The organism is Blautia faecicola (assembly GCF_004123145.1).
GTDB lineage: Bacteria > Bacillota > Clostridia > Lachnospirales > Lachnospiraceae > Oliverpabstia > Oliverpabstia faecicola.
On record NZ_SDKC01000001.1, the window covers coordinates 2,782,512 to 2,807,929 of the forward strand.

The window sequence follows — 25,418 nt, forward strand, 5'->3', positions numbered from 1 at the left end:
ATCACCTCATTTATTTTATGACAGCGGAATATACGCATGATACAGTTGGTCATTTCCTTTTGCTACCGGTCCGGCTTCTTCGTACCAGTTGTATTCTACTTCTTCCTCTTCGTCTCCCCACACTTCCGGGCAGTCGGTTTCTTCCCAGTCTAACGGGATTTTGTGATGATCCTGCCGGGATGCTTTTAACATAATCTGGTGCAGTTCTTCGTTTTCTTCTGCTGTCAGCACTCCTGGTTTTGCTGAGACAAACAGAGAGGTTCCGGACTCTGCAACAACATCCGCCCACTGACGGTTCAGGCTCCACGGGATGGAACCCGTAATACCTACGCAGTCCGCATCCACATCAAAAAATGTTCCATGCTGTGGCAGACAGAATGCCAGAGTGTTGACTCCCATTTTCTTTGTTCTCTCCCAGGTGATACCGCTGGTATCGTCTCCGGTTCGCTGCAGCTGCATCAGACCTGCCCCCAGATGGCCGATGGTATTACAGCCCATGATCAGAGTATGGTGCTTTTTCGCAGCCTCATAAATTGCCTGGTACAGTCCGGTTACAATCTCCGCACTGGTCTTTGAAGTATCGTAAAATTGCCATCCGTCCTCTGTCGGGAACGGGTTCATCTCCACGCCCCACCTTCCGAAGATATCAAAAGTGGTAAAATCATGTTTTATCAGTGTATAACCCCAGTTACAGATCCTTTCCACATCCTCCTGAATATAGGAAAGGACTCCCGGATGGGAAGGATCCAGACAATCGTTATGGGATAATCTCCATTCCTTGGGAATCGTCTCTTCTTCATTCAATAAGAATCGAACCCAGATGCCAGGGCGTACGCCTTTTTCTTCCAGTTTTTTTGCCAGTGCACTCATATCAGGGAATTTTTTATTTCCCTTTTTCCATGGACCACCATTGTACTCATTCAGGCGGTGATGTTCCTGCCAGCAGTCATCGATCACCATATACGGCGGATTGTCCACACCTTTGGTCAGTTCCACGATATAGTCGGTATCCTGCAGGATCTCTTCTTCTGAACTGTCTCCATAAGCATAATACCAGTTATTACTTCCATAAACCGGATAGTCCGGTAAGATCGGATCGGTGCACATGACTTTGCAAAACTCTCTGGCACTTTCGAAAGTCCCCATTCCTTCAGTTTGCATCGCTACGATCTGAGCAGCCCGAAGTTTTCTACCGGAAAGCTGCACACCGGTACCGCCACAGCGCACATCCATCACCAGTGTAATTCCACGGGTATCTGCCTGCCAGAAACACATGGCGGAAGGTCTTACCTTGACCCCATATCCTGTCACAGTTTCTCCGACCGCTGCCAGAAAATACCACGGCATAAAACGGCTGCCGCTGACACCTTTCCAGTCCACATCCCCGTACGTTCTCTCCCAGGAGCCGCCGAGGATCCGTGATTTTTTATCTACCGGTGTATTCCAACGAAGCTTGATCGTCTTTACCTTTGTCTGATCTGCGGTCAGCCAGACTTCTTCTGCTTCCGGTGTGGTTTCATATGTTACAACAACATCGTCTTTTTCTGTTTTCTGTGCATCCTTCTCCCCGATCCAGCTGCCATCTTCTGTCTCTACAGTAATAAACGAAGGAATTCCTAATCTGTATTGTTTTTGCATAATCCTATCTCTCCTTTTTCATTCGGTAAGTTTTCAGGCTGACACTAGAGCGTGTCTGAAAAAGGCTTTTCGTGAGCTGCGAGTCCCAGTTTGTGGGAGATTTTATCCGAATAAGGGCGGCGTAGCGGGCTACGGCAACCGAATGAGGGTAAAATATACCGCAAAGTGGGGCTTGCAGATTGCGGAAATGATTTTTCAGACACGCTCTAACGTGCTGTTTAAAAAATTTTTTATCAATCCACTTTCTTAATTGTATACAGTAAGGATGCGAAATCTCCGCCCTTCTTGTTCAGATCCTGTCGGTCAACCGGGATACCTGCACGCATCAGTTCATCCCCGTATGCTTCATATGTTTTTACCTGATTTCCTACTGTATCGTAACCGTAGCGTTTTACCAGTTCTGTGTCGAAAGAAGAGGACGGGGTCAGATCACAGCTTACCTGATATTTTGCATCCGGATCCAGACCTTCCAGTTTCAGGCGCAGCCAGGACGCATTGACTTTGTTCAGTCTCTGGTACAGTGCCGCCACTGCCTGTGCCTTATCCTGAGAAACAACCATCCATGCCGTCTCATTTCCTTCAAACGGATTCAACAGACGGTAGAAATCGCCGTCTACCTGGATCAGTTCCCGGTATTCTTTCATAAATGCAATTTGTTTTTTAACACTTGCCATCTCCGCATCACTGAGCAGATTCAGATCCAATTCATAACCGAAAGTTCCAAAGTAAGCAACATTCGCTCTTGTCTCGATCGGTGTCGTACGGTATAACTGATGGTTCGGTACCGCAGATACATGAGATCCCATGCTGACGATCGGATATACATAAGAAGTACCGTACTGGATCTTGGTTCTCTCACTGGCATCGGTATCGTCACTGGTCCATGTCTGTGGTGCAAAATACAGCATGGCAGGATCAAATCTTGCTCCGCCGCTTGCACAGGACTCAAACAGGATCTCCGGGAATTCTGTGGTCAGCCTGGTGTACAGATCATATACACCTAAAATATATTTGTGCATCACTTTACCCTGCTGGGACGGTTCGGTTCCTTTGCTGTAAGGCTCCGTCATATAACGATTCATATCCCATTTCATATAGGAAATCGAAGATTCACGGATCACTTTTGCAACCATCTCGTAGATGTAGTCAACCACTTCTTTTTTCGAGAAATCCAGAACAAACTGATGTCTTGCATGAGACTCAAAACGCTCCGGCGCACTGATGATCCAGTCCGGATGTGCACGGTAAAGATCACTGTCTTTGTTGACCATCTCCAGTTCTACCCACAGACCGAATTTCAGTCCCAGTTCTTCTACTTTTCTGGAAAGACCACTGATGCCGGAGGGCAGTTTTTTCAGATTGACATACCAGTCACCCAGTCCACGATAATCATCATCTCTTGCACCGAACCAGCCGTCATCCAGAACAAAGAGTTCCACACCTGCTTCTTTTGCTTTTTTCGCAATATTCAGGATTTTTTCTTCATTGAAGTCAAAATAGGTTGCTTCCCAGTTGTTTAACAGGATCGGGCGTACCTGATCTCTCCAGGTCCCGTGCATCAGACGTTTCCGGTAGATTCTGTGGTAAGCCTGGCTCATCTTGTTCAATCCCTGATCACTGTAAACCATAACCACTTCCGGGGTCTGGAAGGATTCGCCCTGTGTCAGTTCCCAGCTGAAGCCTTCCGGATTGATTCCCATCATCACACGGGTCATATCAAAAGTCGAAACCTCTACCTGTCCCAGATGGTTGCCGCTGTATACCAGGCTGAAGCCATATACTTCTCCCTGATTTTCTGTTGTGTGTGGACGTTTCAGTGCAAGGAACGGGTTCTGTTCTGCACCGCTGCAGGTACCGTTCAGGCTCTGGATGCTCTGGATACCCATCTCCAGTCTTCTGGTTTTCACATAACGTTCTCTTGCCCAGCCGCCGGACAGATGTACCATCTCATAATCCATATCATTATATTCTACACTGGCACTCATGATCTTATCCAGAACGATCTTCTCGCTTCCTTTATGGCTGATCTTTGCATTTCTTGTAATTACCGGATAATCTTCATAAATCGTATAAGAAAGGATCAGGTCGGTATCCATCACTGCATCGTGAAGAGTGATTTCGAGGGTCTGTGCCTCATCTTCATTTTCCACATAAGTAGCTGGCAGCGGAAGAATGTCTTTCTTTCCGTTATAAATTTCATGGGATGCATAGGTAAAGTTCACGATCCGGCTTCCGTTCTCCTGTACGATCGTCAATGCCGGGCTTCTGTAATCACCGGTTCCGTAAGTCGGGAATTCCTGTTTTGTATACTGCATGGAAAGGATGCCCGGTTCCGGAACACAGACGGACATCTGGGAGCGCATGCACTCCTCATGAAGATACGTAAAATCCTCCCGGTCGTGAATTTTCTTTCCATAATATAACTGCTCTAACTGCTCATTTTCCATGATACGAATGATATAACTTACTTCGTTGTTATACAGATGAAAACATCTGCTCTCTTTGTGGAATACAATTGCCATTTTTTTCTCCTTTCAAACCAAGCCGACGCACAGATCCGTCATGCCGGCTTGGTTGTCACCTTATCTTTATTGTAACTCACTTTATTTTTCTTTTATTCTATACCCCGAGAATCTTCCGCAGCTCATTGTGCGGCCGCTCCGCATTTCTCTGGTAAATATCCACATAATTCCAGTCGCTGCTTCTGTCGCAGAATGCCGGGTAGAGGAATCCACACTCCGGCTGTCCCGGTTCGTAGTCGCCGCTAACCGGAGCGAAGATGCAGATCAGATATTCGTAGACTTCTTCCGATTCTCCTACCCGCTCATGATCCGCCGCTTTCACCGGGATATCGTAGCGGTCGTGGAACATATATACGGCGTAATCTCCGTAGGAACGGTACTGTTCCCCGACAATTTCATAAAAGATATCCATCAGGGCGTCATTTTTCAATCCGCTCTTTTTGATCCCGTTGAGCAGCTGCCACATAGTTCCGGCTGCCATCTGTTCTTTCGGGAACGGATAACGCTTCAGATTGACGTTGGTTTCCGAAAACGGAACGGCTTTCGCCAGTGCCAGATTTTTCTCTTTGTCTGCCGGGGACAGTTTCAGGAAATTCGTGTTAAAAGTTCCGTCCACATATCCGTCACGGTCCATATAAGCTCCCGCGATCCGGGTCATGGAAGATCGTTTTACTGTCATACGCCGGGTCAGTTCCAGCATATCTTCTCTGTTAATCCGCATAGTTTCTCTCTCCGTCTGATTTTATGCAAATACGCTTTACATCATATACAACATCACCATCAGCGGCATCGTCACGATGCACACCAACGTGGTAAATACATTGATCGAACTTGCATATGCCGCATCCCTCTTGTAAAGCTGTGCCATCTGTGTGATCGTTACCGCTGTCGGGGCAATGACTGCCAGCAGGCTGATCAACAGGATCGTTTTTGCATTCTCCATCGGGATCAGCGGTGCCGCCAGTTTCAGGCACAGGGTAATGATCCCCGGCACCACGATCATTTTCAAAAATACAATCCCATAGATTCTCCGTTTTCCAAAGACCTGTTTCCAGTCCACACCCGCTAAAAGCATGCCGATCATCACCATACTGATCGGACCGATCATGCCAGCAAGGGAGGAAGTCATAGAATCGAGAATCTTCGGCAGATGGATGTTACACAGGAAAAACACCAGTCCCACAAGGATCGCGATCAGATTGATGTTCTGCACGATCTTTTTCCAGTTCACCTGGCGCTGTCCCTGCATCAGGGACTGTCCGTGCGTCCACACGATGATCGTCTGTACACACAGAAAGCCGCTGGCATAGATCACCCATTCTTCTCCCAGGATCGACGTCACCAGTGGCAGGATCAGATTGCCCGCATTTGAATAGATCAGCGAAGCCGTCTCCACCTCATCCATGTTTAGCAGCTTTCTCAGAATCCCGCAGACTATAAACAATATTACATGGATCAGGATCGCCGCGACGACTGCAAGCAGAAATCCATTTCTTATCTTTGTGGAATATTCGATCTGAAAAGCATGAATCGTCACGCAGGGCAGCACCAGATAAATCGTCACCATCGAAAGCACCCGGCTGTCCTCTGTCTCCACAATCCCCAGCTTTACGATCAGGAATCCCAGTCCCATAATCAGAAATAATACAGCAATCTGCTGCATCAGCAATAATGCAATCACTTTTTCTCCTCCTGGTTCTTCTATGTACTCTCAGATGCTTTTGTTTTCCACTTTTTCTTATTTCCAAAGGTCTTCCGGTACTCATTCGGATTCATGCCTGTGGTCTTCTGAAAGATTCTGGCAAAATGGCTCTGGGAGCTGAAACCGAGGTAAAACGCGATATCCTGCACCCGGTAATCGGAGTATTTTAACAGGTTCTCTCCTCTTCGCACCTTTTCCTGCCGGATATATTCAATCATCGTGATATTCTCACTGGTGCTGAATAGATGCGAGAGATAATCCGGATTCACCTGCAGCGCCTGTGCAATATCCTGTACCTGTATCGCCCCGTGCAGATGATGAAATACATAGTCTTTGACCTGTGCGATCAGCGGATTCACCTGATTTTCCCCCTCCACGATCTCATTATTTTTCTCTTCTTTCACCATGCGTGCATAGGTAAACTTGATTTCCCGCTTAAAAGCCTCCACCTCCGGAAGATTTTCGATTTCTTCCACCTGCTGGCTGAAGCTGTCTGCCAGGGAAAACGATTTTTCTGTACTCATTCCTCCGCGGATCGCCGCTCTGGATGCCAGCGTAATATTTCCGATTGCCACATTTTTCGCTGAACGCAGCGGATCTTTCGCCAGAATTCCGATCTCTCCCTCATAGGTTTCGGACATACTCCGGCTCAATGCTTCCATGTCTCCGTTGGTAATGCTGTTCATCTCACGCAGTTCCTGTTCATAAGGGTTGTGAAGTCCTACATTTTCCTGATACTGGAACAGCTCTCTCGATAAGCGCCGTTCAAACTCCTGCCCGGACTGATAATTTTTCCTGTTTTTTTTCCAGAATTCATCCACGCTCATCGTAACACCGGTGCTCTGCCAGTGCAGCAGAAGCATCATCGAAACCATTTTTTTGATGCTCGTTACAGGTGGCTGATAATCTGTTTTTCCCATGTTCCATTCCCGGCGCACTTCGATCAGCTGCTCCCTCGACAAAGCTCTGGACACCACCGGTCCCGCAAGCAGGATCTGACCCGTCACAGGATCTTCCGGAAATACGGCAAATAACAGCCGTTTTTCCGCAAAGATCACCGGATATTCTCTTGCTCTCTCTCTGGCGACCGCTATCATCTGGTGATTTTTTTCGTAAAACAGCCGTTCCACATTTCTCATCCCTACTCCCAGTTCCACACTTCCATCCCGGTTCACAATCTGAAACGGTGTGTGTGCCAGGCTGACCATCTGCTTCAAAACGTATGTCTCTGTCATAATTCATCCCCCTCGTTGTCATACAGTCATTTTATCTCATTCCCCCTGCTTTCGCAATTCTATTTTCCTCTTCTGTTTTCTTTTTTCTGTGGTATGATAGAGAGTACGGAAATCTTTAAAGAAAGCAGGTACTTATTATGCCCCTGACAACTGAAACCTCTTCCCTCACCCGGGGAGAGAAAACAAAATACCGTCTGGCGGAATCCATGAAGGAATGTATGTGCCACACTCCGGTAGACGCAATCACCGTCCGCCAGATCACAGAGAACTGCGGTCTGACCAGGCAGACCTTTTACCGGAACTTCATGGACAAATTTGATCTGATCAACTGGTACTTTGATAAACTACTGATCAAATCCTTTGAATACATGGGACAGGGAAAAACGGTGCAGGAAGGTTTACAGTTAAAATTTTCCTATATCGCAGAAGAAAAAGAATTTTTCCGTGCCGCCTTCCGTTATGACCGGCAGAACTCACTGCGGGAACACGATTTTCAGCTGATCTTCCGCTTTTATCAGGATCTGATCCAGTTAAAGACCGGCGCTCCGGCATCCGATGATATCCGGTTTCTCCTTGAGATGTACTGCCACGGATCGATCTCCATGACCATCGAATGGGTACTCTCCGGCATGGCAGTCTCCCCGGAAGACCTGGCACGCCTGATGGTGGAAGCCATGCCAGCCAAACTGGCGGATCTTTTTGCTTCTTTCGGCGTTCTGACGGAATAAAAAAAAATTTTTCCATCAAAATGTTACATTTGCCGAATTCTGTAACTTTCTTTTTCGGAAAAACATTGTTAATATAATCACAAAAGAACGGAACAGCCGGAAAGCGGTGATTCCCTAAGAGAAAAGGAGTGTTTGTATTATGGCAAATCGTATCATGTTAAATCAGACTTCTTATCACGGAGCAGGTGCTATTCAGGAAATCGTAAATGAAGCAAAGGCACATGGATTTAAAAAAGCGTTCGTATGCTCCGACCCGGATCTGGTAAAATTCAATGTAACTTCCAAAGTAACAGACCTGTTAAAAGAAAACGGTCTGGACTATGAACTTTACAGCGACATCAAACCGAATCCAACCATCGAAAATGTACAGCACGGCGTACAGTCCTTCAAGGATTCCGGTGCTGATTATCTGATCGCTATCGGCGGAGGTTCTTCCATGGATACTTCCAAAGCCATCGGTATCATCATCGCAAACCCGGAATTTGAAGATGTCAGAAGCCTCGAAGGTGTGGCTCCGACTAAGAAACCTTGCGTACCGATCATCGCTGTACCTACCACAGCCGGAACTGCTGCGGAAGTAACCATCAACTATGTCGTTACCGATGTGGAAAGAAAACGTAAATTCGTATGCGTTGACCCACACGACATGCCGATCATCGCAATTGTCGATCCGGAGATGATGGCTTCCATGCCAAAAGGACTGACCGCTTCCACCGGTATGGATGCTCTGACCCATGCCATCGAAGGTTACACCACAAAGGCTGCATGGGAAATGACAGATATGTTCCACCTGAAAGCCATCGAGATCATCTCCAGATCTCTTCGCGGTGCTGTGGAAAATACAAAAGAAGGCCGTGAGGGAATGGCTCTTGGTCAGTATATCGCAGGTATGGGATTCTCCAACGTAGGTCTGGGAATCGCTCATTCCATGGCTCATACCCTGGGTGCTGTTTATGATACCCCGCACGGTGTTGCCTGCGCAATGATGCTGCCGATCGTTATGGAATACAACCAGGAATGCACCGGTGAAAAATATCGTGAGATTGCACGTGCTATGGGTGTGAAAGGTGTCGACGATATGACACAGGAAGAGTACAGAAAAGCAGCCATCGATGCTGTCAAGAAACTGTCCGCTGATGTCGGAATCCCGTCTGTTCTCGAAGCTGTCAAAGAAGAAGACCTGCAGTTCCTTGCAGAATCCGCTCACGCAGATGCCTGCGCACCGGGTAACCCGAAAGACGCAAGTGTGGAAGATCTGAAAGATCTGTTCCGTAAGATCATGAAATAAGCAACATTTATAAAACTCTGCAAAAAAGAGGAAGTCTCCGATATGAGCTTCCTCTTTTTTATTTATCCGGCTTCCCGGATCTTTTTCAGAAATTCCTCCACCGGGAGCGGTCTGGAAAAATAATATCCCTGAATCATATCCACGCCCCACGCTTCCATAAGTTCCACCTCTTCCTGCTCTTCTACTCCTTCTGCCACGATCGTATATCCCTGTTGCCGGAGAATCGTTACAATGTTGCGATAAAACTCTCCTGCTACCTTATGCTGACGAATACCGTTTAACATGGAGCGATCCATCTTGATACACTGGAACGGCAGTTTCAGTACAGCATTCAGGTTGGCATATCCGGAGCCAAAGTCATCCATGCACAGGCCTATACCATCTTTTACAAAGACTTCCACCGCCTCATACACCTCTTCTTTGTATTCTGTCGCAACAGTCTCTGTGATCTCAAACTGGAAAAACGACGGCTCCAATCCATGTTCCCGGATAATTCCCAGCAATTGTCCGACATATCCTTTCTTCAGAAGCTGGGCCGGTGAAAGATTGTACTTGATATTTTTCAGCTGCTGCATGATTTCCGGACATTTTTGAACCATCTGGCACACTTTTCGGAACTGCAGCAGGCCAATCTCATTGATTTGTCCATTCTGCTCAGCAATTCGGATAAATATTTCCGGAGATATCGGTCCGAGGCCGGGGTGATGCAGCCGGCTGAGTGCTTCTGCCGTAACAAACCTCTTTTCCCTGATCGAATAAACCGGCTGATAATATACTTCAAACAGATCTTCTTCTATCGCTCTGTAAAGATATGCTTCAATTGTTTTTTGCCGGAGAAATCCGTGCTTCACGTATTCATCCCCCCGGACCAGCAATGTTTCCTGAGTTCTCGGAACTAATGCCGTCAGATATTCTACATAATTCAGGAGATTTTCACTGCCAAGCTGATTCCCGTATGGTATTCCGCAGATTGCTGCTGAAAACAGAATTTCTTCCCCTTCCATGGCAATCGGATGAGAAAAATACCGCAGCAGCTTCTGCAGTACCGCTTCGTATTCTTCAAAAGAGTACATTCCGATCAGTATCCTTTTCCCACTGATTCTGTAAACATAGGGACTTTCTGTAAACTCCCATACCTGCCCTGCTATCTTTTTCAGAAAACAATCTGCCCATGGAACCCCGTAAATGGTATTCAGCTGTTTCAGCTGCCTAAGATCAACAACTGCCACATAAATCTCCCGTTTGCGTCTGCACTGTTCTTCTGTCCACTCCTGAAAACATTGCATATCCAAAAGTCCTGTCAGATTATCGGTATACACATACGGGTTCTGAAAGGCAAGCAGCAGGACCATCAGACAAAGTGCTATAGCAAATCCGGTCAGCAGAACTTCCTGATAAAATCCCTGCAACAGCACACAGCTGACCATAATAAAAAGAATTTCCCAGATCACACCAAATTTTCGTTTCCCAAGTTTCTGATAATTCCGGATGCTTTCCCCACCGATCACCAGTCCATACCAGACAGCCTGCATATACATCATAAGATACAGCGGCCCTCTGATATATGCTCCGTTCGCTGAGACTGAAAACAAAAGACCTGTCTGAAAGTTACCCATGATCAGCACCGTAAGCACCACGGTTGGCAAAAGCAGCAGACAACGTACCCCTGGTAATTTTTCTTCCACTGACCATCCTGCCAGAGCCAGTGAGTACAGATAAAGAACCGGTGGAATCAGCAGCTGGCACAAATAAAACAGTACTAAAATCACATAAAGTATCCTGGAGAATTCCGGACGACTGTTGTCAATAACAACTGTACTGACCATATCCAGTATAATATCTCCGATTCCAAGCAACATAAAAATCTGAAATGTTTTTTCTGTCTTGTTACCGGCATACTGCCGTTGTTTCATAAAATGATGCCATAAGACAATCAGAAAGATCAGTGCTGCCACTAAAAAATCCATATTATATCTCATAGTGGACATCTTCCTCCTGTGCTTCTTCTCTTTTGTACCAGCCCTTATTGCTGTACATATTCTGATCCGCCTCGAACTTCCAGTCACTGATACTCTTTCTCATCCCGCGACTGTCCTGTAACCAGCTGAATCCACGGGCTACTGACAGTTTCTGGTCATTGGAACGATTATATTCTTCTACCGCGGCATCCAGTCTGCAGGAAAGCTCTTCCTCGGATATTTTTATTTCCGGAAGAATCGCACAAAACTCGTCTCCTCCTATCCGAAAACAATATCCGAGACTTCCATACGCTTTCTGGATACTCTGTGCTGCTCCAATCAGAAGTTCATCTCCGGCTCCATGTCCATAAATGTCATTTATCTGTTTCAGATGATTCATATCCATAAATATCATCACTGCATTTTTCCAGTTGCAGATGCCCTCTTCAAGATCCTCTAAAATTTTTTCATAGGCATACCGGTTTTTCATACCGGTCATCTGATCTTCCTGCGCCAGTTTTTTATATACCTCTGCTTCCGTCCTAAAACGCAGATTTTCCACCATAGCCCTGCCAAGACCCCACAAAAGAAGCGATATAAAAATGACAATTCCCGCTTCGAAAATCAGATCGTATCCGGTAATTCCGAAAAACCAGTATAACACCAGGGTTCCCACGCCGACAAAGGCCAGAATACCGAATGCTATGAGGATCGAATATATCTGTCTGTTTTTCACTGCCTTGTATTCCCGGTATAAAAGAACACTCAGCAGGATGCATCCGCCCCCAAGAAGCAGATGAGTGATCATCAGCATGTTGATAAGCTGGACATGGAACCAGTAGGTGCAGATACTTTGCAGAATCACATTCAGATAAAACAGAGCAATCAGAACCGATATGCTTGTATACTTCTGCATTCCTTCTGTCTCCCGGACAAACCGGATAACCGGAACGCTCATCAGCATAAATGTATAAAAAGATATCTCATTGACCGCCGGTGAATAATGACTCAGATACTGCATCAGCGAAGAATCTGTCACGCACCAGATGCCACATAGGAGCAGAAACAATCCCACACTTGCAAACCGTCTGTCTGTCATTTTCCTTACGCGAAGATACGCATAGATTCCGATTGCGAAAATGCCCAGTACCAGCATGCCCAGAACAATCACAAACACCGGAGCCGCATTCATGATCTGAAATCTGAAAATAGCTTCGCTGCTTCCCATATATACCGGCGTCAGTTTACACACTCCACTTTCCGGCACAGTATACAGAAAACACAGCTGACTGCTTTTGCGTAATGCCGGCAATGTCACACGGCATTCCAGTTTTCTTTCCATCTGCAGGTTTCTTTTAAATCCGTATTCGCGATACTGATAAATTGTTTTCCCATCCATCCGGATCTGCAGGCGATATGGTGCTCCCCAGGTAAGAAGAACCATATCTCTGTTCTCATCCGTCACTGTATCGTTATATAATTCCAGTACTGTTCCCGGATCTGCCTGAAGTGTTGTCGGAAGAGTCACTTCTGTTCTTTCCCCGTCTTTCAGATAATACCATCCATCGCTCAGATTCTGGATTTGCTGAGTTTCCCCTCTGCCAGTCATCACTGTTCCTTTTCCGATTACCAGAATCATCAGAACGAATATCAGAAACAGACATGCCGAAAAGATTCTCTTTTTCTGCACATATTTTTGCATCTTTCCCCCTCCATATGAAAAAATCCCCTGAATCACATCTCTGGATTCAGGGGATTTTCATCCGTATATGTAACAAGTATTCCCCATTCACGACAATACGCTCAGCGATCAAAATCTGTCTCAAAAACTCCTTCCGGTGTCTTCATCGTCAGAATACCCAGATTAAAGTTATCATCAGAAACAGTGATATGATACTCAAATATCACATCTTCCTCAAATTTGGAAAGTACCAGATACGTTCCGTTTTCTTTTCCTTCGATCTGATCACAGATATCATCGTAGACACGCTCCCCGGAAATTTCTCTTGGATATCCGGAAGCTTTGATCTTTTCTTCAATTGCCTGATATAATTCTTCCATGCTGTTTCTCCTTCTTTAGATTGCCATCATCCATGCCTGTTCCAGGTTCGGATCTTCGATCTTCTGTTCCTGCATCATACGGAAAATCGTCTTCCAGTAGTGTTTTTTCACTTCCCGGCAGATTTTCTCCGGATCACCTTCCTTGCAGGCATTCAGAATCGCTATATGGTTGTCATACTGGCGTGCCAGGATCTGTTCTTTTTCTCTTACCAGCTCATATCCTGCCAGCAGATTTCCATAATACAGCTCTTTCCATGCTTTGGCAAGTCTTGGAAGTTTCGACATCAGTACGAGTTGTTCATGAAAACGGTTGTCATATTCAAAAACACTCTCGAACTCTTCCGCCGGAATTTTCCGCATGCTTTCCAGAATCTCTTCCATCTTCTGTATCGTCTCTTCCGGTACTTTTCCGTTCAGGAGCCGTACACTGACAGCTTCATAGTTCGTACGCAGCAGATATACTTCATAGGAATCCCAGAAAGAAAATGTCCGCACGGAACATCCCACATTTCTGGTATACTCTACAATCCCTTCGTTCTCCAGCTGGCGAAGCGCTTCCCGGATCGGTCCACGGCTGGTCTGAAATTCCTGCGCCAGTTCCAGTTCCACAATTCGTTCTCCCGGACGGAGCTGATGATTCATGATCTTGGTCCGAATCGCATTCACTACGCTTTCTCTTAATGTTTGGTATAATAATTCGCTCATGTATTTTCCTGTCTTACTTTATTATCTTACCACGAAATATTTTATCTGAATTTCCGGGCACTGTAAAATATTTCTTTTCGTAACTGTTCAGTACCTTCACAGTTACAGTGGCTACTGAACAGTTACTTCTTTTCTGTTTAACAACACCAGGTTGCTCCGTACTTCGTACTCCCGCAATCCGCCAAACCATTCGGCATCACATTTTCTTAATAATGTTTTTGATGATTTCCACGGACAGATCCATGCCTTCCACCGTAATGTGTTCAAACGGACCATGGAAGCCGTCTCCGCCGGTACCCAGGTTCGGACATGGAAGACCGACAAAGCTTAACCGTGCACCATCTGTGCCTCCGCGGATCGGGGCGATATCCGGTTCCACGCCTGTTTCTTTGCACGCCTCTTTTGCGTAATCGATCAGCTGCATGCACGGCTCGATCTTCTCACGCATGTTGCGGTAAGATTCTTCAATCTTTACTTCCGCGGTTCCCTCGCCGTAGGTTTCGTTAATCTGTGCAACCGCCTGACGGAGTTTCTCCTGTTTTTCCACAAATGTGACCGGATCAAAATCACGGATGATGTAACGCATCACTGCCTGTTCCACATTGCCGTTGAATTCGGTCATGTGATAGAATCCTTCATACCCTTCCGTCTTCTCCGGGCACGCATCTTTTGGAAGCAGTCCGTGGATTTCCATCGCGATGGTCTGTGCATTTTTCATGATATCTTTTGCACTCCCCGGATGCACATTGACACCATGAACAGTGACCTCCGCGCCTGCCGCGTTAAAGTTTTCAAACTGGATCTCACCTTCATGGCTTCCGTCTAACGTATATCCGTACGTTGCGCCGAATTCTTTGATTCTCAGATACTGTGCACCGCCACCCACCTCTTCATCCGGGGTAAATGCGATGCAGATTTTTCCGTGTGGTGTCTTTTCCCGCATCAGGTCTTCTGCCGCTGTCAGGATCTCTGCAATCCCGGCCTTGTCATCGGCCCCCAGAAGAGAAGTTCCGTCGGTTGTGATCAGCGTTCTTCCCTTATACCCTTTCAGTCTCGGAAAATCTTTTACTGCCAGAACTCTGCCGGAAGTTCCGAGCACCACATCTTCTCCGTTATAATCCTGAATGATCTGTGGTTTCACATTCTGCCCGTTAAAGTCCGGTGCGGTATCCAGATGCGCGATCAGACCAAGCGGTGCCACATCTTCCATTCCCTCCGTGGCCGGAAGATATCCGTAAACATATCCATATTCATCCATCGACACATCCGAAAGTCCCATCTCTTTCATCTCTTCTACCAGAAGATTCCCCAGGTCGAGCTGTCTTTTTGTAGTTGGAACCGTTGTGCTGTCTTCATCGCTAGTTGTCCATACTGTAACATATTTCAGTAAGCGTTCATAGGCTTTCATCTTTTTTCTCCCTGCATTTTCCCTTTTTCTTTTAGAAAAATACAGCCCGGACTGCTTATCCGGGCTGTATCGTTGCATTGCATTTATTTATGCCTGATGGGTATATCCGAAGAAGAAATATCCCAGTGGGCAGTAGTACATACCTTCAATGCCGTCAGCCAGCATATATTTCTGTGTATAGAAGTACAGTGGAGCCAGTACGCTGTCTTCACCGATCAGTTTGTCTTCTGCCTGGTGCAGCAGATCCATTCGTTCTGCGTTATCTGTTGTTGTCTTTGCCTGTTTGATCAGAGCGTCGTAATCATCGTTTGCATACTGTGCATCGTTGTTTCCGCCACCTGTCATCCACATATCCAGGAAGGAGATCGGGTCGTTGTAGTCTGCGATCCAGCCGTTACGTGCGATGGAGTAGTCTCCGTCTTTACGTGTCTGCAGGAATGCTGCCCACTCCTGGTTGTTCAAGGTTACTTTTACGCCCAGTTCTTCTTCCCACATGAACTGCAGAGCTTCTGCTACAGCTTTGTGAGCATCACTGGTGTTGTACAGGTATTCTACAACCGGGAATCCTTCACCGTTCGGATATCCTGCATCTGCCAGAAGCTGTCTTGCTTCGTCACAGTTTGCTTCATAATCCGCATCGGTCGGTTTATAGTAATCTCCGCCTACTGTACGGAAATCGTCGCCATCTGCACCATCTGCATCATATACACCAGACGGAACAAATCCGCCGGCCTCTACCTGTCCGGACTGTGTTACCTGATTTACGATGTAAGTACGGTCGATTGCCAGAGAGAATGCTTTACGAACTCTCGGATCGTCGAAAGGTGCTTTCTGTGTCTGGAAGCATACATAGTAAGTTCCGATATAGTCTACGATCTTCATATCTCCGGAAGCGATCAGGTTAGCGATCTCTGCCTGCGGTACATCTTCGATGAAATCAAGTTCACCGGAGTTGAAACCGGACAGCATAGCGTTCTGGTCATCCATCAGTTTGAAGGTGATGGTTTCCGGTCCAAGGTTTTCTACATCATAGTAGTTTTCATTTTTCTCTACTACGATCTGCGAGTTATGTGTCCACTCTTTCAGTTTGTATGCACCATTGGAGATATAAGTTGCTGTGTCAAATGTCCACTGGTCACCTGCTTTTTCGATCATATCTTCACGTACAGGCATCATAGCCGGGAATGCACACAGTTCTTCAAAGTAGTTCAGGTCGTTTACCAGAGTTACTTCAAATGTTTTGTCGTCTAATGCTTTAGCAGCCAGTTCATCAGGATCTTTTTCACCTGCCATGATCTCAGTGGCATTTACCACGCCATCCAGCATGTAGTTGTAGTCTGCTGCTGTTTCCGGATTTACCAGACGTTTCCAGGAGTACTCGAAATCACCTGCTGTTACATCTTTTCCGTCAGACCATTTGATGCCGTCACGCAATTTGAAAGTATAAGTTACGGTTCCGTCATCATTCTCTGTCTTTTCATAGCTTTCAGCCTGTCCTGGAACCAGTTTTCCGCTGTCAGCTGTTCCGTCAGAACCATTGGCAGCTTCTCCGCTGTCTTCCCATTTCATCAGACCTTCAAACAGATGCAGGGCCATAATACCACCGTCTACAGAACTGTTCAGCGCCGGGTCCATAGTCATAGGTTCAGAAGCCAGGTTTACAGTAATGTTGAAGTCACCGTCGCTTGCTGTGTCCTCTGTTGCGGCGTCACCTTTGGTTTCTTCCTCTGCTGCGTCATCAGCAGTGTCTTCTGTTTTAGCTGCGTTGTCGTCTTTTGCTGTAGTGTTGCTGTTTCCGCAACCTGCAAACATAGATACGGTAAATGTTGCAGCTAACAGGATGGATAAAACTTTTTTCTTCATATTATCCTCTCTCCTTTTCCTTTTATTGATAAACAGGAGCATCCACTATCAGATTTCCTGCATTATCCGGTTATTTTTCATCTACTCTTCCAGCAGATGACATGCTACCCAGTGACCTTTTTCGTACTCCTTAAAGGTCGGTACGACCTGTTTACATTTTTCGGTCGCATACGGGCAACGGGTATGGAACCGGCATCCGCTTGGCGGATTCATCGGAGACGGAATGTCTCCTTCGAGCACGATTCGCTGTCTGCTTCTGCTCACCTGCGGATCCGGAACCGGAACTGCGGAGAGCAGCGTCTTAGTATATGGATGCAGTGGATGGCGGTTCAGTTCATAACTTTCCGCAAGTTCCACCATAGTTCCCAGATACATCACACCGATACGGTGGGAAATATGTCTTACAACGGACAGATCATGTGCGATGAACAGGTAGGTCAGTCCCATCTCATGCTGCATGTCTTCGAGCATGTTGACTACCTGTGACTGGATAGAAACATCCAGTGCGGAGATCGGTTCGTCACAGACGATGAATTCCGGATTGACTGCCAGCGCACGGGCGATACCGACACGCTGCTGCTGTCCACCGGAGAACTCATGCGGATACCGGTTTGCATGTTCGGTGTTCAGTCCTACATGACCAAGCAGTTCCTTGATCCGGTCGGTTCTGTCCTGTTTACTCTTATATAATTTGTGAATATCCAGCGCCTCACCGATGATCTCGCCAACGGTCATACGTGGATCCAGGCTGGCGGACGGATCCTGGAAGATGATCTGCATCTTCCGGCGGTAAGGAAGCATATTAACCTGTTTTGCTTTCGGAACTTTCACCTGGCGCAGAATACCGTTTTCGTCTCTCTGCCACGGGTCTTTTCCTTCAAAAATAGTTTTGCCGTCATAGATGATCTTTCCGGAAGTCGGATTATACAGCTGTAATACCGTGCGTCCGAAAGTCGTCTTACCACAACCGGACTCTCCTACCAGACCAAGGGTTTCTCCTCTTTTAATCTCAATGGAGATATCTTCCACAGCCTGTACACCCGGTCCCTTCACACCTTTGATCGGGAAATATTTTTTCAGGTGTTCAACCTGAACGAGGGTATCATTTTTCTCACTCATGGCTGCCTGCCTCCGTTTTTTCATTATTTTTCTCTGCTGCTTTCTGTGCTTTCATCTGTTCCTGTACACACAGCCAGCATGCGGCACGATGATTATCCCCAAGTTCCACATACGGCGGCATCTTCTGCAGACAGATCTTCATGGCGCTTTCACAACGCGGTGCAAACGGACATCCCTCCGGCGGATTCAGCATATCAACCGGTGTTCCTTCGATTGGGATCAGACGTTCGTAGCTTTCCGCATCCACACGTGGCATGGAGCGAAGCAGTCCTCTGGTATATGGGTGACCCGGTGCGTAGAAGATATCATCTACCGGTCCCTGCTCTACCATCTTACCTGCATACATAACCGATACTTTATCGCAGATTTCTGCCACAACACCCAGGTTATGGGTGATAAAGATGATTCCCATCTGGTTGGTCTTCTGAAGTTTCTTCATCAGTTCCAGAATCTGTGCCTGGATGGTTACGTCCAACGCTGTCGTCGGTTCATCGGCGATCAGAAGTTTTGGATGGCAGATCAGTCCCATAGCGATCATAACACGCTGGCGCATACCACCGGAGAGCTCATGAGGATACTGTTTCATACGTTTCTCTACGTTGTTGATACCAACTTCTTCGAGCATCTCCATGGCACGTTTCTGTGCTTCTTCTTTACTGATATTTTTATCATGGGCTTTCAGCGCTTCCATCAGCTGATTTCCGATGGTATATACCGGATTCAGACAGGTCATCGGATTCTGGAAGATCATGGCTACTTCATTTCCACGGAAGTTTACCATCTCTGCCGGAGTCTTGGCCAGCACATCCTGACCTTCAAAAGTAATAGAACCACCGATAACCTTTCCGGGATTCTGCAGCAGGCCGATGATCGAATATGCTTCCACACTCTTTCCGGATCCGGACTCTCCTACAACGCCCATAACTTCATTATAATTCACATCGTAACTGATGCCGTTTACTGCTTTTACTTCTCCTGCCGGAGTGAAGAAAGAGACCTGGAGATCTCTGACTTCCAACAGCTTGTCAGCTTTTTTATTCTGTTCCATTGTGTCTCTCCCTTTCTTATTTTTTCAGCTTCGGATCTAATGCATCACGAAGACCGTCACCAAACAGATTCAGGGACAGGATCATAACACTCAGGATCACTGCCGGGATGAACAGTCGGTACGGATAGGTTTTCAGTCCGCTCAGTGCTTCGGAACACATGGATCCCAGACTGGTCAGCGGTGCAGATACACCGACACCCAGGAAGGATAAGAAAGATTCCAGGAAGATTGCTGACGGAATCTGCAGGAATGTTGTGGTAACAATCTGTCCGATACAGTTCGGAAGCAGATGCTTACTGATGATACGTCCGCCCTTTGCACCCAGTGCTCTCGCAGCGGTTACATATTCCTGCTGTTTTAACTGCAGGATCTGTCCACGGATGATACGGCTCATGGTTACCCAGTACAGAAGACCGAAAGCGATGAACATGGAGATCAGGTTCGGTCCAAGGAGTGTTACCAGTTTCTGGAACACTCCGTCTCCGGAGTTCTGGAACTGTTCCAGTGCCGGTTTTAAGGTTGCGGATAACAGCAGGATGATCAGCATCTCCGGGATGGAGTAGATAATCTCTACGATTCGCTGCATCACGTTGTCCACCATACCACCACAGTAACCGGATATGGAACCGTACAGCGCACCGATGATCAGTACCAGGATTGCTGCACAGATACCTACAATGATGGATACCCGTGCACCGACCATAACACGGACCATGATATCACGCCCCTGATCGTCTGTACCGAATACATGCGGGAATACATTTTCCCCTGCTGCTTTGCGTTCCAGCTCTTTGTTGGAGTATCCGAACATGCTGTGTTTGATTCCCAGTGCTTTGGCAGCTTCCTCTTCTGTCACTGCCTCTTCGTCAGCAGACTGCTGAGATACATTTGCTTTCGCACGGATCTTTGCTTCATCTACACGGCTTAAAGTCTCGCCTTTGGCTTCTGCTTCCTGGCGTGCCTGTTCTACCGCTTCGTCCGGTGTCAGGTTTCCCGCACCGTTATGTTCTTCCATGTAGGCGTTGATCTTGTCCTGATCTTCCAGGCTGTAGTGCCATGGATGTAAAGATTCAGAACCACGGATCTGCTGTTTGTAAGTATAAGGAACGACAGACGGTCCCACGAAAGCAAAAACAGAAAGCAGGATGATGATCACCAGTGCCACCATCGCAACCGTGTTTTTACGAAGACGTCTCCATGCATCCTTCCAGTAAGATACGCTTCTGCGGTCCTGAATAAAGTTTTCTTTTTCCTCTGATGTTGCCGGATCAAATGCATCTGCCGGCAGATCGTTCCACTGCAGAATATCCTCGATATTTGGCTGAAGTGAGCCCGGTTTGTTAAATCTTTTCTTATCGGACATAACCTTAATTTCCTCCCTTCACCAGATTAATTCGCGGATCTACCAGTTTGTAACACAGGTCAACCACCAGGTTCATGATAATAATAAATGCTGCCAGGAAAATGGTGGTTCCCATGATCAGCGGATAATCACGGTTCTGAATCGCCTGTACAAAGTAACGTCCCAGTCCCGGGATAGAAAATACAGTCTCTACGACAAGACCACCACACAGGGTGAACGCGATCTGCGGTCCCAGGTAAGTGATAACCGGGATCAGCGCGTTACGAAGCGCATGTTTGAAGATGATCTTGCTGTTTTTCAGACCTTTTGCTCTTGCTGTCTTGATATATTCCTGATTGATGGCGTCGAGCATGGCCGTTCTGGTCTGTCTGGACAGATAACACATCGGATAGAATCCAAGTGCCGCACACGGCAGTACATAACTTGCCGGTGTTCCGTCAAACAGTGCCGGAAATACTTTTACTCCTTCGATACCGCCGCAGAGGGTATGTAACAGCAGGGTTGCCACTACGAATCCCGGCATGGAGATACCGATGGTACACAGCACACGCAGGAAGCTGTCCACCCAGGTTCCTCTCTTGAACGCTGCAAGACATCCCAGCGGAACGCCCACGATTACTGCCCATAACAGAGCAAGACTTCCGACTTTTGCGGAAACCGGGAACATCTCTTTGATGATCTCGATGACCGGACGGTTCTTCTGCATCTTAATAGAAGTACCGAAATCTCCCTGTGCAAGGTTTTTCAGGTATTTGCCAAGCTGAATATACTTTGGCTGATCCAGTCCGTATTTTGCATTCAGTGCCTGGATGGTTGCCTCAGATGGCGTTTTTTCTGATAACCACGGATTACCCGGAATCGCATTCATCAGAAAGAACGTAATACAGGCAACAAGCAACAGCGTAACAAATGCCATACAGACTCTTCGAACTGTGTATTTTGTCATTTTCTACACCTTTCCTCTCTTTTTCATCTCTCCTGTCGATTGTAAATTGTCGACAATATGTGATATTATACTCACTTTAACGTGGTAATGTCAAGAAAAATCCCGCAATTTGTTTTTATTTTTCGCACACATGTATGTGTACAGCGGACACTTATTGATAAATGTCCCCATTAGAGGGAATCCCTTTTTTATCCGTTTTTTGAATCGTTTCAATTCTATAACTGCTATTTTATGCCGGTTTGTTTCTCTTTATGTTACCGTTTCTTCTTTCTATCTTTATTTTTTCTGGTTGACCTTTTTTCTTCCGGTGTTTACAATGAAAAACGTATTTCATATTTTTTTAATCAGGAGGAACATCACATGAGTTCTCATATGGATTTTATCAAAGAACAGCTGTATGCACTGACTGCGATTCCAAGCCCTTCCGGCTTTACAAAGAAAGCGACAGATTATCTGTTATCCGAACTGACCGCTCTTGGCTTTACTCCGGAGCGTTCCAGAAAGGGAAATGTTTTTGTCACACTGGGAGGATCCGGATCTCCGCTCGTGCTGGCTGCCCATGTAGATACGCTGGGCGCTATGGTGCGCTCCATCAAAGAGAACGGACGTCTTCGCCCGACAACCCTTGGCGGACATCAGTGGTCCACCGCAGACGGGGAAAACTGTACGATCCACACCCGCGACGGCAAAGTGTATACCGGCGTTGTCCTGAACACAGAACCATCCGCCCATGTTGCAGATCAGAAAGTGGAGCAGATCGAGAAGCATATGGAGATTCTGCTGGATGAGAATGTGGATTCCAGAGAAGGCACGCTCGCGCTCGGCATCCAGACCGGTGATATCATCGCCATGGATCCGCGCACGGTAGTCACCGAAAGCGGCTACATCAAGAGCCGTTTCCTGGACGACAAACTCTCCGCAGCGATCCTGCTCGGACTGGCACATGCTGTCAAAGAAGACGGACTGAAACTGAACCGAAAAGTCTCTTTATTATTTACCGTCTACGAAGAAGTCGGACACGGTGGAAGTTTCGTAGCAGAAGACACCGAAGAAATGATTTCCGTTGATATGGGCTGTGTCGGTGCCGACCTTGGCTGTACCGAGCGGATGGTATCCATCTGCGCCAAAGATTCCGGCGGACCTTACAATTATGACCTGGTAACGGCTCTTTCCACGATTGCAAAAGAACAGGGACTTGATTATGCCATCGACATCTATCCGCATTACGGATCCGATGTGGAAGCAACCCTTCGCGCCGGCTACGACATCCGTCACGGCCTGATCGGTCCGGGTGTCTATGCGTCTCATAATTATGAACGCTCTCATATGGATGGGGTGCGGAATACGTTTGAGCTGCTGAAAACTTACGTGACACAGTAATACAACCTCTATGCCAGCACGGATTTTGACTCGTTGCTCGCGTAACTTAAAAAGAAAGATACAGAAAATCTCTTTTTTAAGAATTTTTCTGTATCTTTCTTTTTATCTTTTTTCAGAGAACCTATATTTTCTACAGCGCTTTCCTGTAAATCTCCGCGATCTCTTCTTTCGAGAATACAACCGGGTTATTTACGACGCCGGCGGCAGATACTTTCATGCAGTTTTCTGCCATCCAGGGGATGTCTTCTTCTTTGATGCCAAGGTCAGACAGTGTATAATTCAGATCCAGTTTTTTTAACAGGGTACGGATCTTGGTTGCGCAGTCTTCTGCGGTCATGCCGCCCATGATTCTTGCGATCTTGCTGAATTTTTCACGGTTTCCTTTGTAGGATGCCTCGATGATTACCGGAGTCAGTGCGGCAAGTCCCTGTCCGTGAACGATGTTTTTCAGACCACTCGCCGGATGTTCCATGCCGTGTGCCAGGGTAACGCCTGCGGTGTTGATCACCATACCGCCGATGGTGCTCGCCAGCGTGATCTTCTCCCATCCGTCCTTGCCTGCGGTTCCGTTATAGACATCGACCAGGTTGTTGGCAATCAGATCGATCGCATATAAGCTCAGCGCATCGGTAAACGGCTGTGCGATTCTCGATGTATACGCCTCAATGTTATGGCACAGTGCATCGAAGGCAACGGAAGCCAGGACTTTCTTCGGCAGTCGTTGTCAGCGGATTCTGGCTGACTTTATCGTACAGTACCGTCGTAAGTCCTGCTGCCTCCAGGCTGTTTTTCACTTTATCGTAGATACCGGATTTCTTTGCACTGCTTCGTCCGGTGACGATCAGTGCTTTCTTGCCATACGGTTTCGTCAGTTCCCCAACTTTCTTTACTTTACCGGAGCCAAATACAATATTTGCCGGCAGGAAATAGGAAAAGTCGATTGCCGGTCGTCACGATCAGTTCCCGTCCTTTTAAGAAATGCACATAATCCACTTCTTCCACCACATGCACCCAGTCCACCAGGTTCGAGAGTCCTCCCCGACCTGCGACCAGTGTCATATGATAATGATGAAGCGCTACCTCATAGATCTTTTCCAGTGTTGCTGCCATATGCTCACCTCAGATTCTGTCTGTCCTACTGTTACAAATTTTTTTGCATTGCATATCAACAATTGGTCCAGTGGAGCAATTTTGATTATTCTTCTACGGCTTTCTGTTCTGGCACGTTCTCTCCGTTCTTTTCTGCCTCCGCAGCTTCCGCTTCTTTCTGCGCTGCCTCTTTCTTCGCCAATTGCTCTTTCTTCAACTCGCCCATCTTTTCATAATTTTCCAGGAAATAATGACGTTCTCCATACTGTTTATAGCCAACAACCGTATCCAGATTGACATTTTCCACGCTCTTGAAAATATTGCTCTCGATAAACGGATTGGTCTTTTTCAATGTCTGGATCAGCTGTTTGATTTCCATACGTTTTGACTTGGTCTCTTCGTTGTTACAGGTGGTGCAGGTATCTGTAAATTTACATGCACACTGGATAAAATGCAGGTCATTATAGTCTCTCCATGCCTTGATGCTGTCCTCCCGGATCAGATACATCGGACGGATCAGTTCCATCCCGCCGAAATTGGTGCTGTGCAGCTTCGGCATCATGGTCTGTACCTGTGCCCCGTACAGCATACCCATCAGGATCGTCTCGATGACATCGTCATAATGATGACCGAGAGCAATCTTGTTACAGCCAAGTTCCTGTGCATAGTGATAGAGATGACCTCTTCTCATTCTCGCACACAGATAACACGGAGACTGATCCACATGGAAGACTGCCTCGAAAATATCGGACTCGTAGATCGTGATCGGCACATTCAGTTTTCTTGCATTTTCCTCAATGACTTTGCGGTTTTCCGGGCTGTATCCCGGATCCATCACCAGGAATTTCACATCAAAAGAAAATTTATTATGCAGTTTTAATTCCTGGAACAGCTTTGCCATCAGCATGGAATCTTTTCCACCGGAGATACAGACAGCGACACAGTCTCCCTCTTTGACCAGTTCGTACTGATTAATAGCTTTTGTGAATTTACACCAGATCGATTTTCTGAACTTTTTACGAATACTTTTTTCCACATCGGCACTGATATCTTTCTCCTGGTCTTCCCGCATCAGATCCATCAGCCATGCAATATAACCGCCCTTTAAGCTGACTGCGTCAAATCCTTTTTCGATCAGTCCCGGTACCACTTCCTGACTGTATTTTCCTCTGCTGCAGCAGATCACCAGTTTCTTGTTCTTATCGAGCAACGGACTCTCCGCAATCTCTTCTGCCTTCATCGCAACGGCTCCCGGAATGGCTCCGTGAGCGATCTCATTTTCATCACGGATATCGATGATCTGGTAACTGTCTTTGTCCAGCTGTTTTACTTCCTGTATGGTCATTTCCATTGTTTTTCTCTCCC

Annotated in this window: 23 protein-coding genes and 1 pseudogene; 4 read left to right on the forward strand and 20 right to left on the reverse strand. The window is 46.8% G+C overall.

Annotated elements, in window-relative coordinates; translation table 11 throughout:
- Positions 1 to 15: 15 nt before the first annotated feature.
- Complete coding sequence (locus ETP43_RS12560; RefSeq protein WP_129258409.1) at positions 16 to 1,638, reverse strand: glycoside hydrolase family 36 protein; 1,623 nt, start codon at positions 1,636 to 1,638, stop codon at positions 16 to 18.
- 4 nt (positions 1,639 to 1,642) lie between these two features.
- Positions 1,643 to 1,816 carry a DUF6783 domain-containing protein gene (locus tag ETP43_RS18555; protein ID WP_334295532.1) on the reverse strand — a complete coding sequence of 58 codons (174 nt, stop codon included), beginning with the start codon at positions 1,814 to 1,816 and terminating at the stop codon, positions 1,643 to 1,645.
- Between ETP43_RS18555 and ETP43_RS18560 the strand changes: the two are divergent.
- A pseudogene (locus ETP43_RS18560) lies at positions 1,754 to 1,888 on the forward strand (DUF6783 domain-containing protein); the annotation flags it as partial. The gene ETP43_RS18555 and the pseudogene ETP43_RS18560 overlap by 63 nt on opposite strands.
- Here ETP43_RS18560 and ETP43_RS12570 read toward each other — a convergent pair.
- The 4 genes from ETP43_RS12570 to ETP43_RS12585 all read right to left on the reverse strand — a co-directional run bounded on the left by ETP43_RS12570 (position 1,872) and on the right by ETP43_RS12585 (position 7,097).
- On the reverse strand, positions 1,872 to 4,160 hold the full coding sequence (locus ETP43_RS12570; RefSeq protein WP_129258411.1) for an alpha-galactosidase: 2,289 nt from the start codon (positions 4,158 to 4,160) through the stop codon (positions 1,872 to 1,874). The pseudogene ETP43_RS18560 and the gene ETP43_RS12570 sit on opposite strands and share 17 nt — an antisense overlap.
- Before the next feature lie 97 nt (positions 4,161 to 4,257).
- On the reverse strand, positions 4,258 to 4,881 hold the full coding sequence (locus ETP43_RS12575) for a DUF4317 family protein (RefSeq protein ID WP_117524690.1): 624 nt from the start codon (positions 4,879 to 4,881) through the stop codon (positions 4,258 to 4,260).
- A gap of 36 nt (positions 4,882 to 4,917) precedes the next feature.
- Positions 4,918 to 5,841, reverse strand: coding sequence for an AEC family transporter (locus ETP43_RS12580; RefSeq protein WP_022400038.1), 924 nt, complete (start codon positions 5,839 to 5,841; stop codon positions 4,918 to 4,920).
- A gap of 20 nt (positions 5,842 to 5,861) precedes the next feature.
- Positions 5,862 to 7,097 (reverse strand): AraC family transcriptional regulator, encoded by a 1,236-nt coding sequence (locus ETP43_RS12585; RefSeq protein ID WP_129258413.1) that lies wholly within the window; start codon positions 7,095 to 7,097, stop codon positions 5,862 to 5,864.
- 137 nt (positions 7,098 to 7,234) lie between these two features.
- Between ETP43_RS12585 and ETP43_RS12590 the strand changes: the two genes are divergently transcribed.
- Positions 7,235 to 7,825, forward strand: a complete 591-nt coding sequence (locus ETP43_RS12590; protein ID WP_117524696.1) for a TetR/AcrR family transcriptional regulator — start codon at positions 7,235 to 7,237, stop codon at positions 7,823 to 7,825.
- 139 nt (positions 7,826 to 7,964) lie between these two features.
- Positions 7,965 to 9,113 (forward strand): lactaldehyde reductase, encoded by a 1,149-nt coding sequence (gene fucO / locus ETP43_RS12595; protein ID WP_129258415.1) that lies wholly within the window; start codon positions 7,965 to 7,967, stop codon positions 9,111 to 9,113.
- A gap of 62 nt (positions 9,114 to 9,175) precedes the next feature.
- Here the strand turns inward: fucO and ETP43_RS12600 are convergent, their stop codons facing one another.
- From ETP43_RS12600 to ETP43_RS12645, 10 genes are all read right to left on the reverse strand, one after another.
- Positions 9,176 to 11,092 carry a GGDEF domain-containing phosphodiesterase gene (locus ETP43_RS12600; RefSeq protein WP_164979706.1) on the reverse strand — a complete coding sequence of 639 codons (1,917 nt, stop codon included), beginning with the start codon at positions 11,090 to 11,092 and terminating at the stop codon, positions 9,176 to 9,178.
- Positions 11,082 to 12,773 carry a sensor domain-containing diguanylate cyclase gene (locus ETP43_RS12605; RefSeq protein ID WP_129258419.1) on the reverse strand — a complete coding sequence of 564 codons (1,692 nt, stop codon included), beginning with the start codon at positions 12,771 to 12,773 and terminating at the stop codon, positions 11,082 to 11,084. Before ETP43_RS12605 ends, ETP43_RS12600 begins: the two co-directional genes overlap by 11 nt.
- A gap of 101 nt (positions 12,774 to 12,874) precedes the next feature.
- Complete coding sequence (locus tag ETP43_RS12610; protein ID WP_129258421.1) at positions 12,875 to 13,132, reverse strand: hypothetical protein; 258 nt, start codon at positions 13,130 to 13,132, stop codon at positions 12,875 to 12,877.
- 15 nt (positions 13,133 to 13,147) lie between these two features.
- Positions 13,148 to 13,837 (reverse strand): GntR family transcriptional regulator, encoded by a 690-nt coding sequence (locus tag ETP43_RS12615; RefSeq protein ID WP_129258423.1) that lies wholly within the window; start codon positions 13,835 to 13,837, stop codon positions 13,148 to 13,150.
- A gap of 196 nt (positions 13,838 to 14,033) precedes the next feature.
- Positions 14,034 to 15,245 carry a peptidase T gene (gene pepT, locus ETP43_RS12620; RefSeq protein ID WP_129258425.1) on the reverse strand — a complete coding sequence of 404 codons (1,212 nt, stop codon included), beginning with the start codon at positions 15,243 to 15,245 and terminating at the stop codon, positions 14,034 to 14,036.
- Positions 15,246 to 15,332: 87 nt separating this feature from the next.
- Positions 15,333 to 17,108: a peptide ABC transporter substrate-binding protein gene (locus tag ETP43_RS12625; protein ID WP_129258427.1), complete on the reverse strand. Its 1,776-nt coding sequence runs from the start codon at positions 17,106 to 17,108 to the stop codon at positions 15,333 to 15,335.
- 81 nt (positions 17,109 to 17,189) lie between these two features.
- A complete protein-coding gene (locus ETP43_RS12630; RefSeq protein ID WP_129258429.1) occupies positions 17,190 to 18,227 on the reverse strand; it encodes an ABC transporter ATP-binding protein in 1,038 nt (345 codons plus the stop codon).
- A complete protein-coding gene (locus ETP43_RS12635; protein ID WP_129258431.1) occupies positions 18,220 to 19,275 on the reverse strand; it encodes an ABC transporter ATP-binding protein in 1,056 nt (351 codons plus the stop codon). Before ETP43_RS12635 ends, ETP43_RS12630 begins: the two co-directional genes overlap by 8 nt.
- A gap of 16 nt (positions 19,276 to 19,291) precedes the next feature.
- Positions 19,292 to 20,638 carry an ABC transporter permease gene (locus ETP43_RS12640; protein WP_129258433.1) on the reverse strand — a complete coding sequence of 449 codons (1,347 nt, stop codon included), beginning with the start codon at positions 20,636 to 20,638 and terminating at the stop codon, positions 19,292 to 19,294.
- Between the two features lie 4 nt (positions 20,639 to 20,642).
- Positions 20,643 to 21,584, reverse strand: a complete 942-nt coding sequence (locus ETP43_RS12645) for an ABC transporter permease (protein ID WP_129258436.1) — start codon at positions 21,582 to 21,584, stop codon at positions 20,643 to 20,645.
- Positions 21,585 to 21,944: 360 nt separating this feature from the next.
- Between ETP43_RS12645 and ETP43_RS12650 the strand changes: the two genes are divergently transcribed.
- The gene (locus ETP43_RS12650) at positions 21,945 to 22,964 is read left to right on the forward strand and encodes a M42 family metallopeptidase (RefSeq protein ID WP_129258438.1); all 1,020 of its coding nucleotides are present in this window, start codon (positions 21,945 to 21,947) and stop codon (positions 22,962 to 22,964) included.
- Positions 22,965 to 23,094: 130 nt separating this feature from the next.
- Here the strand turns inward: ETP43_RS12650 and ETP43_RS12655 are convergent, their stop codons facing one another.
- The 4 genes from ETP43_RS12655 to ETP43_RS12665 all read right to left on the reverse strand — a co-directional run bounded on the left by ETP43_RS12655 (position 23,095) and on the right by ETP43_RS12665 (position 25,404).
- On the reverse strand, positions 23,095 to 23,682 hold the full coding sequence (locus ETP43_RS12655; protein ID WP_330546573.1) for a dehydroquinate synthase/iron-containing alcohol dehydrogenase family protein: 588 nt from the start codon (positions 23,680 to 23,682) through the stop codon (positions 23,095 to 23,097).
- Positions 23,633 to 23,905 (reverse strand): iron-containing alcohol dehydrogenase, encoded by a 273-nt coding sequence (locus ETP43_RS18095; RefSeq protein ID WP_330546574.1) that lies wholly within the window; start codon positions 23,903 to 23,905, stop codon positions 23,633 to 23,635. The genes ETP43_RS12655 and ETP43_RS18095 overlap by 50 nt, the downstream gene beginning before the upstream one ends.
- Positions 23,856 to 24,074: a PucR family transcriptional regulator ligand-binding domain-containing protein gene (locus ETP43_RS12660; protein WP_129258440.1), complete on the reverse strand. Its 219-nt coding sequence runs from the start codon at positions 24,072 to 24,074 to the stop codon at positions 23,856 to 23,858. The genes ETP43_RS18095 and ETP43_RS12660 overlap by 50 nt, the downstream gene beginning before the upstream one ends.
- 85 nt (positions 24,075 to 24,159) lie before the next feature.
- Entirely contained in the window at positions 24,160 to 25,404 is a 1,245-nt protein-coding gene (locus tag ETP43_RS12665) for an ATP-binding protein (RefSeq protein ID WP_129258442.1), read from the reverse strand.
- Positions 25,405 to 25,418 lie beyond the last annotated feature (14 nt).

Excerpts from the sequence above, each read along its gene's own strand:
- ETP43_RS12560 (WP_129258409.1), bottom strand. The coding sequence starts at position 1,638 with ATGCAAAAACAATACAGATTAGGAATTCCTTCGTTTATTACTGTAGAG.
- ETP43_RS12570 (WP_129258411.1), bottom strand. The coding sequence starts at position 4,160 with ATGGCAATTGTATTCCACAAAGAGAGCAGATGTTTTCATCTGTATAAC.
- ETP43_RS12575 (WP_117524690.1), bottom strand. The coding sequence starts at position 4,881 with ATGCGGATTAACAGAGAAGATATGCTGGAACTGACCCGGCGTATGACA.
- ETP43_RS12585 (WP_129258413.1), bottom strand. The coding sequence starts at position 7,097 with ATGACAGAGACATACGTTTTGAAGCAGATGGTCAGCCTGGCACACACA.
- ETP43_RS12590 (WP_117524696.1), top strand. The coding sequence starts at position 7,235 with ATGCCCCTGACAACTGAAACCTCTTCCCTCACCCGGGGAGAGAAAACA.
- fucO (WP_129258415.1), top strand. The coding sequence starts at position 7,965 with ATGGCAAATCGTATCATGTTAAATCAGACTTCTTATCACGGAGCAGGT.
- ETP43_RS12600 (WP_164979706.1), bottom strand. The coding sequence starts at position 11,092 with ATGAGATATAATATGGATTTTTTAGTGGCAGCACTGATCTTTCTGATT.
- ETP43_RS12605 (WP_129258419.1), bottom strand. The coding sequence starts at position 12,773 with ATGCAAAAATATGTGCAGAAAAAGAGAATCTTTTCGGCATGTCTGTTT.
- ETP43_RS12610 (WP_129258421.1), bottom strand. The coding sequence starts at position 13,132 with ATGGAAGAATTATATCAGGCAATTGAAGAAAAGATCAAAGCTTCCGGA.
- ETP43_RS12615 (WP_129258423.1), bottom strand. The coding sequence starts at position 13,837 with ATGAGCGAATTATTATACCAAACATTAAGAGAAAGCGTAGTGAATGCG.
- pepT (WP_129258425.1), bottom strand. The coding sequence starts at position 15,245 with ATGAAAGCCTATGAACGCTTACTGAAATATGTTACAGTATGGACAACT.
- ETP43_RS12625 (WP_129258427.1), bottom strand. The coding sequence starts at position 17,108 with ATGAAGAAAAAAGTTTTATCCATCCTGTTAGCTGCAACATTTACCGTA.
- ETP43_RS12630 (WP_129258429.1), bottom strand. The coding sequence starts at position 18,227 with ATGAGTGAGAAAAATGATACCCTCGTTCAGGTTGAACACCTGAAAAAA.
- ETP43_RS12635 (WP_129258431.1), bottom strand. The coding sequence starts at position 19,275 with ATGGAACAGAATAAAAAAGCTGACAAGCTGTTGGAAGTCAGAGATCTC.
- ETP43_RS12640 (WP_129258433.1), bottom strand. The coding sequence starts at position 20,638 with ATGTCCGATAAGAAAAGATTTAACAAACCGGGCTCACTTCAGCCAAAT.
- ETP43_RS12645 (WP_129258436.1), bottom strand. The coding sequence starts at position 21,584 with ATGACAAAATACACAGTTCGAAGAGTCTGTATGGCATTTGTTACGCTG.
- ETP43_RS12650 (WP_129258438.1), top strand. The coding sequence starts at position 21,945 with ATGAGTTCTCATATGGATTTTATCAAAGAACAGCTGTATGCACTGACT.
- ETP43_RS12660 (WP_129258440.1), bottom strand. The coding sequence starts at position 24,074 with ATGGCAGCAACACTGGAAAAGATCTATGAGGTAGCGCTTCATCATTAT.
- ETP43_RS12665 (WP_129258442.1), bottom strand. The coding sequence starts at position 25,404 with ATGGAAATGACCATACAGGAAGTAAAACAGCTGGACAAAGACAGTTAC.